At 73.9% G+C, this 7,938-nt stretch carries 9 protein-coding genes and 1 pseudogene; 1 reads left to right on the top strand and 9 read right to left on the bottom strand.

Going from position 1 to position 7,938, the window contains the following annotated elements; genetic code table 11:
- Positions 1-33: 33 nt before the first annotated feature.
- The 9 genes from AC2CHG_RS28275 to AC2CHG_RS28235 form a co-directional block, all read right to left on the bottom strand.
- A complete protein-coding gene (locus AC2CHG_RS28275) occupies positions 34-1,191 on the bottom strand; it encodes a cellulose binding domain-containing protein (RefSeq protein WP_484525941.1) in 1,158 nt (385 codons plus the stop codon).
- Between the two features lie 87 nt (positions 1,192-1,278).
- Positions 1,279-1,851, bottom strand: coding sequence for a GNAT family N-acetyltransferase (locus AC2CHG_RS28270; RefSeq protein ID WP_194799668.1), 573 nt, complete (start codon positions 1,849-1,851; stop codon positions 1,279-1,281).
- Between the two features lie 49 nt (positions 1,852-1,900).
- Positions 1,901-2,326, bottom strand: a complete 426-nt coding sequence (gene arfB, locus AC2CHG_RS28265; protein WP_194799667.1) for an alternative ribosome rescue aminoacyl-tRNA hydrolase ArfB — start codon at positions 2,324-2,326, stop codon at positions 1,901-1,903.
- Between the two features lie 9 nt (positions 2,327-2,335).
- Entirely contained in the window at positions 2,336-2,632 is a 297-nt protein-coding gene (locus AC2CHG_RS28260; RefSeq protein WP_013284522.1) for a hypothetical protein, read from the bottom strand.
- Positions 2,633-2,784: 152 nt separating this feature from the next.
- Positions 2,785-3,645: a S1C family serine protease gene (locus AC2CHG_RS28255; protein WP_120571224.1), complete on the bottom strand. Its 861-nt coding sequence runs from the start codon at positions 3,643-3,645 to the stop codon at positions 2,785-2,787.
- Between the two features lie 39 nt (positions 3,646-3,684).
- On the bottom strand, positions 3,685-4,644 hold the full coding sequence (locus AC2CHG_RS28250) for a VWA domain-containing protein (protein ID WP_194799666.1): 960 nt from the start codon (positions 4,642-4,644) through the stop codon (positions 3,685-3,687).
- Positions 4,641-5,657 carry a DUF58 domain-containing protein gene (locus AC2CHG_RS28245; protein WP_194799665.1) on the bottom strand — a complete coding sequence of 339 codons (1,017 nt, stop codon included), beginning with the start codon at positions 5,655-5,657 and terminating at the stop codon, positions 4,641-4,643. Before AC2CHG_RS28245 ends, AC2CHG_RS28250 begins: the two co-directional genes overlap by 4 nt.
- Positions 5,654-6,703, bottom strand: coding sequence for an AAA family ATPase (locus AC2CHG_RS28240; RefSeq protein WP_194799664.1), 1,050 nt, complete (start codon positions 6,701-6,703; stop codon positions 5,654-5,656). The genes AC2CHG_RS28245 and AC2CHG_RS28240 overlap by 4 nt, the downstream gene beginning before the upstream one ends.
- A 192-nt stretch (positions 6,704-6,895) precedes the next feature.
- Complete coding sequence (locus AC2CHG_RS28235; RefSeq protein ID WP_484525940.1) at positions 6,896-7,417, bottom strand: hypothetical protein; 522 nt, start codon at positions 7,415-7,417, stop codon at positions 6,896-6,898.
- A 278-nt stretch (positions 7,418-7,695) separates the two neighbouring features.
- Here AC2CHG_RS28235 and AC2CHG_RS28230 point away from each other — a divergent pair.
- A pseudogene (locus AC2CHG_RS28230) lies at positions 7,696-7,938 on the top strand (endonuclease/exonuclease/phosphatase family protein); the annotation flags it as partial.

The following is a 7,938-nucleotide window of genomic DNA, read 5'->3' as shown; positions in this document are numbered from 1 at the left end:
CCGCCGCTGAGCGCGGGGCCGGCCGGCGCGGGATCAGTTCGCGGCGCAGCTCACTGCCGGTGCCGGGCTCGGGACGGCACCGTCGGCGAGGAACCCGAACGTGGTCTGGGCGGCCGGGGCCAGGGCGCCGTTCCAGCTCGCGTTCCGGGCGGTCACAGTGGTTCCGCTCTGTGTCACGTCGGCGCTCCACGCCTGGCTGATCCGCTGGCCCGCGGTGAGCGGGAAGCGCACGGTCCAGCCGGCGATCGGCGCGGCGCCGTCGTTGCGGACTGTCACCTCCCCCTGGAAGCCGCCCGGCCACTGACCGGCGACCCGCCAGGTGGCGGTGCAGCCGCCGGGCGCGGACGTCGGGCCGGTGGTGGGTGACGGGCTGGTCGTGGGTGAAGGGCTGGTCGTCGGTGAGGGGCTGACGGTGGGCGACGAGGTGGGGCTGACGGTCGGGGACGTGGTCGGACCGGGCGTGGTGCGGCCCAACGCGGCGACCAGCGCCGGGTACCACCTGTCGGACATCTTCTGGTCGCCGGCGGCGTTCGGGTGCACGCCGTCGTACGTGTCGGTGGCGGTGCTGAACCCGGTCCACTGGTCGACCACCACGATCGGGGAGGCGGCTGTGGTCTTCCCGGCCGCCCAGCCGTCGATCAGCGCGTTGAGCGCCACGGTCCGCTGGCCGCACTCGGGGCAGCTCGCCGGGTTCATCGGGATGATCTTCGCGACCAGCACCGTGGTGGCCGGGTTGGCGGCCCGCATCTGGTCCACCAGCTTCGAGTACGCGGCCAGGATCGTGGCGGGCGCGATGTTGCTCCACACGTCGTTGGTGCCGAAGTGCATGAGCACGACGTCCGGGCGGGTGGCGGCAAGCCAGCCGGGCAGCAGGTTCTGGTTCGCCACGTTCGTCGCGAGGTAGCCGCCGTGGCCCTCGTTGTCGCCGTCGTACGGCACGCCGCAGCCCTGCGGCCCGAGCGTGCCGACGAAGTCGACGTCGGTGTGGCCGGTGGACTGGAGGCGGTTCCAGAGCATCGCCCGCCAGCAGCCGGGCGACCCGGTGATGGAGTCGCCCAGCGGCATGACGCGGACCGGGGTGGCCGCCGCGGCGGCCGGGGGCGTGGTGGCGGTGAGGGCGAGGCCGAGAGCGAGGACCGGCAGCAGCGCGGCGAGCGCGGTCAGCGCGGCGCGCAGGGGGTTTCGGGACATGCGGAAGGGACTCCTGTCACTGTGACGTGGTGGTCGGTGACGGCCCTGAAGCTCCCGTACGCATTGAAGCGCTTCGACGCCTTCGGCTCAACCCTCCGGGTGCCCCCGGTGCCGGTTCCACTCCGGGGCGAGGATCGACATGACTGTGGCGTCCACCCAGTCGTCGCCGTCGCGCAGCACCTGCCGCAGTATCCCCTCGGCGACGAAGCCCACCTTCTCGTAGGCGCGCCGGGCACGGGGGTTGAACGCGAACACCTCCAGGCCGATGCGGTGCAGGCCGAGCTGCTCGAAGCCGTACCCGACGATGAGCCGGACCGCCTCGGTGCCGAGGCCGCGGTCGCGGCCGCCGGGGCCGATCAGCGTGCGGAAGTTGCAGCTGGCGTTGGTCCGGTCCCACTCGTTGAGGACCACCTCGCCGACGCAGGCGCCGCTGGCCCGGTCCACCACGGCGAGGTCGAGCCGGTCGTCCTGGCTGTTGCGGGTGCCGTACCAGGCGCGCAGCCGGGACGGCTCGAACGTCTCGCCGGCCGGGCTGCCGGTCAGCCGGGCCACCTCCGGGTCGGCCAGGATCTCGGCGAGCGCCGGCAGGTCGTCGTCGTGGAACGGGCGCAGCACGACGAGCTCGCCGGTGAGCGTGGGCTTGACGGAGAAGTCGATCACGTGGCGGAATTCTCCGCGCGGCGCGCGTGGTGGCTCAACGGATTTTCGGTCAGTCGCCGTCCACCCGGCGGTCGCGTTTGCGCTGGGACTGGCGCTTCTTCTCGGCCAGACGGCGCTCCTTCGCGCCACGGGAGGGGCGGGTCGGGCGGCGCGCCTTCGGCGGCGGGGCGACGGCCTCGCGCAGCAGCGTGGCCATCCGTTCGCGGGCCGCCTCCCGGTTGGCCAGCTGGGCGCGGTGCTCGCTGGCGGTGACGGTGAGCACGCCGCCGACCAGACGGCCCTCAAGCCGGGCGAGCGCGCGTTCCCGCAGCGCCTCCGGCACGCTCGGCGAGCCGCCCAGGTCGAAGCTCAGCTCCACCCGGGAGTCGGTGGTGTTCACACCCTGCCCGCCCGGGCCGGACGAGCGGGAGAACCGTTCGCGCAGCTCGGCGGCGGGCACCGTGAGCCGATCGGTGACCCGCAGTCCGTCGTCCACTCCCCGAGGCTAGCGCCCGGCGCGGTGACTCGGGGTGGGGGTGGCGCTCGGCGTGGGACCGGCCCGTTCCTCGCCGCCGCCGGACGCCGCGTACGCGGCCGCACCGACGAGCAGCAGGGCGATCACCGCGAGCTTGACGACCACGCCCCGGATCGCGAGCCAGGCGTTGCGCCGGGCGCCGGGGACGCTGGTCCGGATGGTCTGGTAATCCGTCCAGCCGCGTTTCGCGCGCGCGTAGGACGCGCCGACACCGGCGCCGATGATCAGGCCCACCACGAGGAGGGCCGCAATGACAGCTTGCTCCACCTCCGCCAGTATCCATACTCAGCGTAATATTTCTATGCCCCAATGATCCCACGCCGGATATCCGACAGTTCGCACCGATCTTGCGGCGCTTGTGCAGGTCAGCGCCGCGCGGGACGCCGGAGCACCCCGCGCGGGGAGACCGCGCCGGTGGCTCAGCCGCCCCGGCCGATGATGGTGTCGGCGGTCTGCTGGACCTGGTCGATCGGGATGGCGAAGCCGATACCGATGGAGCCGTTGCCGTCGATGGTGGCGATCGCGGTGTTCACGCCGACCACCTCACCGCGCGCGTTCACCAGCGGACCACCGGAGTTACCCGGGTTGATCGAGGCGTCGGTCTGCACCGCGGTGTGCCGGCCGTTGCCGATCCGTACCTGCCGGTTCAGCGCGCTGACGATGCCGGCGGTGACCGTCCCGGCGAGCCCGAGCGGCGACCCGACCGCGAGCACCGGCTCCCCCACCCGCGTCGAGTTCGCCTTTGCCAGCGGCAACGGCGGCAACCCGGCCGACGCTGGCACCTTCAGCACTGCGAGGTCGCTCGCCGGTTCCCGGCCCACCACCTCGGCCGGGAAGCGCCGCCCGTCCGAGGTCTCCACAGTCACCGCGCCGGCGCCGCCCCGGGCCAGGATGTGGTCGTTTGTGACGATGTGCTGCTCGTTGTCGATGGCGAACCCGGAGCCGGACGCGGACGCGCCGGAGCGGCCCCCGACCATCACCGACACCACCCCCGGCACCGTCTTGCCGGCGGCGGTGACCAGCTCGGCCGGCACCGGCGCGGCGGACGCGGCCGTCGGTCCGGGCGCGCCCCGGTCGGCCGCCCAGGTGCCGGCCGCCGCGCCGGAGACGGTGGAGAGCGCCACCACCGCCGCCACGCTCAGCAGCCGGTGCCGCATGCTCCGCCGCCCGGCCTCCGGCCCGCCCCCGGGTACGTCCCGGTGGCCGCGCCCGTCCGGGTCCAGCTCCGGCGAGACGAACCACGGTCCGCGTGGCTCGCCGAGTCCGGTCTGCACTGCCATGCCTGGCTCCTCACGTGTCGTGCGGTAGTGGTGTGCGGGTCAGGGCAGCCGGGAGAACCACCGCAGCGAGCCAGCCGCGGCGCCCATCGCCAGGACCAGTCCGAGGCCGATGAAGCGGGCCGAGACGTCCTGCCGCTCGGTGCGGTAGCCGACCGAGGTGCCGATGTCCTCGTAGACGTCCTTCAGCTCGGCGGTGGTGGACGCCTCGTGGAAGCCGCCGCCGGTCTGCTCGGCGACCGCCCGCAGTGTCTGGCCGTCCACCGGCACCTGGATCGCGCGACCGCCCCGGTCGACCGAGCCGCCGGGCGTGCCGAAGGAGATGGTGTGCACCGGCACCTTCGCGGCGACCGCCTGGTCGGCGGCCTCCATCGGGTCCATGCCGGAGGTGTTCGCGCCGTCGGAGAGGATGATGATCCGGGCCGGCGGCGGGTCCTTGGCGGCGGTGGCGTCCAGGCTCTTCACCGCGCCGAGCGAAGTGCTGATCGCCTCGCCGATGGCGGTGCCCTGCACGCCGGTGATGCCCTCGGCCAGCCGCCCGATTCCGTCGTGCAGCGCCTCCCGGTCGGTGCTCGGCGGCACCAGCACGGCCGCGCTGCCGGCGAACGCGACGAGACCGACGTTGAACTCGTCGGGCAGCCCGTCGACGAACCGCCGGCCCGCCTCCTTGGCCGCGGTCAGCCGGTCCGGGTCCACGTCACCGGCGAGCATCGAGGTGGACACGTCCACCGCGACCATCACCGTGGCGCGCTCCCGGGGCACCCGCACCTCCGCCTCGGGCCGGGCGAACCCGACCACGAGCAGCGCCAGCATGGCGAGGAACAGACCCGCCGGGACGTGCCGCCGCCAGGCCGGGCGGCGCGGGGCGACCCGGTCGAGCAGGCGCAGGTTGGTGAATCGCACCGCGTACCGGCTCTGCCGCCGTTGCAGCACCAGGTAGCCGGCGACCAGCGCGACGACGGCGAGCAGCAGCCAGAGGCGGCCGGGTGACTGCCAGGTCATGCGACACCTCCGCGGGCCGCGGCCGGCACGGTGGCCAGCCGGCGCTGCTCGTGCACGTACCGGACGACGTCCGCGCACCAGTCCCGGTCGGTGCGCAGCGCCAGATGGGTCGCGCCGGCCCGGCGCAGCGTGCGGCGTACCTGGTCGCGCTGCTCGGCGGCGGCGCGCGCGTACCGCTCGCGCAGGCCCGGGTCGCCGGTCCACACCTCGCGGTGCCGGCCGCTCTCCGGGTCGACCAGCGTGATCAGGCCGACGTCCGGCAGTTCCAGCTCGCGCGGGTCGGTCACCTCGACCGCGAGCACCTGGTGCCGTACCGCGAGGCGGCGCAGCGCGGCGGCCCACGGCGGCGGCGCGGCGTCCGGGTCGTCGGGCAGTTCGTCGAGGAAGTCGGACACGATCACCACGAGCCCGCGCCGGGTGGCGACGCGCTGAAGGCCGTCCAGCCCGTCGACCAGGCCGGGCACCGCGTCGGTCCGGCCCGCGCCGGCCGCGCCCGCGCCGTCGGAGTCCGGCAGGTCGCCGGTACGCGGGGCGCCGAGCAGAGCGCGCAGCAGCCCGAGCAGATGGGTACGCCCGCTGCGGGCCGGGAACCGGCGCAACCCGTCCGTGGTGAGCACCTGGGCGCCGAGCCGGTTGCCGACGCCGGCGGTGAGGAAGCCGATCGCCGCCACGGCGGCCACCGCCAGTTCCCGTTTGTCCAGTGTGGACGTGCCGTACTCCATGCTGGGGCTGGCGTCGACGAGCAGCCAGGTGGTCAGTTCCCGGTCCGCGTCGACCTCGCGGACGTGCGGGACGGTGGTCCGGGCGGTGACCGCCCAGTCCATCCGGCGTACCTCGTCCTCACCGGGCCGGTACTCGCGGCTGCCGGCCGCCTCGCTGCCCGGTCCGGGGAGCAGGCCGCGGTACCGGCCGTGCAGCAGGCCGTCGAGCCGCCGGGTCACCGTCAGCTCCAGCCGGCGCAGCCGCTGGTCCGGGGCGAGGTCGGCAAGTCCCGGTTCGGCTCCGCCGGTCATGCCGCCGCCAGGTCGTTCACCGTCTCGGTGGGCCCGTTCACCAGCCGGGGTGGCGGCACCGCCTCGATGACGCGGCGTACCACGTCCTCGCCGGAGATGCCGTCGGCGATCGCGTCGAAGGAGAGCACGAGCCGGTGCGCCAGCACGTCCACCGCGAGTCCCCGGATGTCCTCGGGGAGCACGTAGTCCCGGCCGTGGATGAGCGCCTGCGCGCGGGCGGCGGCCACCAGGCCGAGCGTGGCCCGGGGGCTGGCCCCGTACGCCAGCAGGGGCGCGACGTCGGGCAGGCCGAAGCGCTCCGGGTCGCGGGTGGCGAGGATGAGGCGGACCACGTACTCGGCCAGCGCGTGGTGGACGAAGACGTCCGTCGCGCGGCGCTGGAGTTCGCGCAGCCGGCCCGGGTCGAGCACGGTACGCGCGGTGGGCCGGTCGGTGCTCATCCGGTAGAGGATGGCCAGTTCGTCGGCGTCGCTCGGGTAGTCGACCACGACCTTCATCAGGAAGCGGTCGCGTTGCGCCTCGGGGAGCTGGTAGACGCCCTCGGACTCGATCGGGTTCTGGGTGGCCAGGACCAGGAACGGGTCCGGCACCGGCCAGCTCCGGCCGGCGATGGAGACCTGCCGCTCCGCCATCGCCTCGAGCAGCGCCGACTGCACCTTGGCCGGGGCCCGGTTGATCTCGTCGGCGAGCACCAGGTTCGCCATGATCGGCCCCAGCTCCACGTCGAACTGTTCGGTGGAGGCGCGGTAGATGCGGGTGCCGACGATGTCGGAGGGGACCAGGTCGGGGGTGAACTGGATCCGGGAGAACGTGCCGCCGACCACTGTGGCGAGTGTCTGGGCGGCCAGTGTCTTGGCCACCCCCGGTACGCCCTCCAGCAGGCAGTGCCCGTCGGCGACGAGGGCGGTGAGCAGGCGGTCGACGAGCCGATCCTGCCCGACGATCACGCGTTTGACCTCGACGAGGGTCTGTTCCAGCTCGACGCCGCTCGCGTCGGCGTCGACCGGGCTGAGCACGCTGGCCGGGGTGTCCGAGATGTCCGTCACGGTGCTTGCTTCCCGTGCCGGACCGGCGACAAACGTCGGATTATCGGCCCCTGGGCCGTGGTCGGAGGGCCGGACCGGCAGCATCTCCCCAGCCGGGCGCGAACGGCACGAAGCGGCGCGGCACCGGCCGGACCGGTACGGAACACGACACCGGCCCCCGCCGGAGCGGGGGCCGGTGCGGTGCCGGACGGGTCAGTTGGCGATGACCAGGTGGAACGGCCGGTCCGAGGCGCTGCCGGAGGAGCTGCGCGTCTGCACGAAGACGGCGTTCGGGGTCAGCGTGCGGGGCGCCACCGACACCTCACCGGCCGGCGGCACGTTCGCCGTGTCGTTCGTGCCGATCGTCGCCACGTACGCCTTGGCGGACACGTTGTAGTCCAGCAGCACCTGGTACTGCCCGGGGGACACCCCGACGCCCGGGGCGAACCGGAACGAGGACACCACGTTGCCGGAGTGCTGCAGCAGCGTGCCGTTTGCCGCCACGACGGCCCAGGCGACCTGGCCGGCCGCCGGTGGGGCCAGGGTGGCCCGCATGGCGGTGCGGGCGGCCTGCCGCTCGGCGGCGGTCACCGGCGGCTGCGCCGTGGAGTGCCGGGCACCCGGCTGCGGCTTCGCCTCCGACTGGGCGGCCGCGGCGATCCCGCCAGCGGCCAGGCTGAGCGACAGCGCGGCGAGCGCCACCACCGTCGCCTTTCGCTTCAAGAATGTGGCCATGAGTTCTCCCTTGGTAGACCGTGGTGATACGGCGACTGCGCGCGTCAAATTGCGGATCATCGGGTATCCGCCGGGAGCGCACCGCTCGTGAGCTGGCCTTACTACAGAGAGTCGCGACGTCTCAACCAGGTGGAACCTAGCACCGGAAAATGCGGGCGGTCAATAGCACTATTGCGTGTCCGACCGATCCGCAAAGCTGCCCGGAAATTGCGAGCAACAATTCACGAAATTGTTTCGGAGGGCATCGCGCCGTCCCTGATCCGGGTAGCCTGAGCGCCATGATCACCCTGCCGCGACCGCCCCGCGCGGGCACCCGGAGCGGCCGCCTCGCCACCGTCGCGTGCTGGCTCGCCGTCGCGCCGGTCGCCGCGTGGGCACTGGTACGCCTGACCGGGCTGGAACGCGGCCCGCTGGTGCAGGCGGTCGCGTTCACGCCGTACGTCGCCGCCGTGGCCCCGGTCGTGGCGGTGGCCGCGCTCGCCCTGCGGCGCCGCGCCCCGGCGGTGGTCGCGGTCCTGGCC

Source organism: Micromonospora sp. ATLC20, from assembly GCF_057196585.1.
Note: the sequence above shows the minus strand (reverse complement) of the source record. Positions and strands in the feature narration are given on the sequence as shown.

Coding starts and splice junctions, on each gene's coding strand:
- AC2CHG_RS28275 (WP_484525941.1), bottom strand. CDS start 1,191: ATGTCCCGAAACCCCCTGCGCGCCGCGCTGACCGCGCTCGCCGCGCTG.
- AC2CHG_RS28255 (WP_120571224.1), bottom strand. CDS start 3,645: ATGGCAGTGCAGACCGGACTCGGCGAGCCACGCGGACCGTGGTTCGTC.
- AC2CHG_RS28250 (WP_194799666.1), bottom strand. CDS start 4,644: ATGACCTGGCAGTCACCCGGCCGCCTCTGGCTGCTGCTCGCCGTCGTC.
- AC2CHG_RS28245 (WP_194799665.1), bottom strand. CDS start 5,657: ATGACCGGCGGAGCCGAACCGGGACTTGCCGACCTCGCCCCGGACCAG.
- AC2CHG_RS28235 (WP_484525940.1), bottom strand. CDS start 7,417: ATGGCCACATTCTTGAAGCGAAAGGCGACGGTGGTGGCGCTCGCCGCG.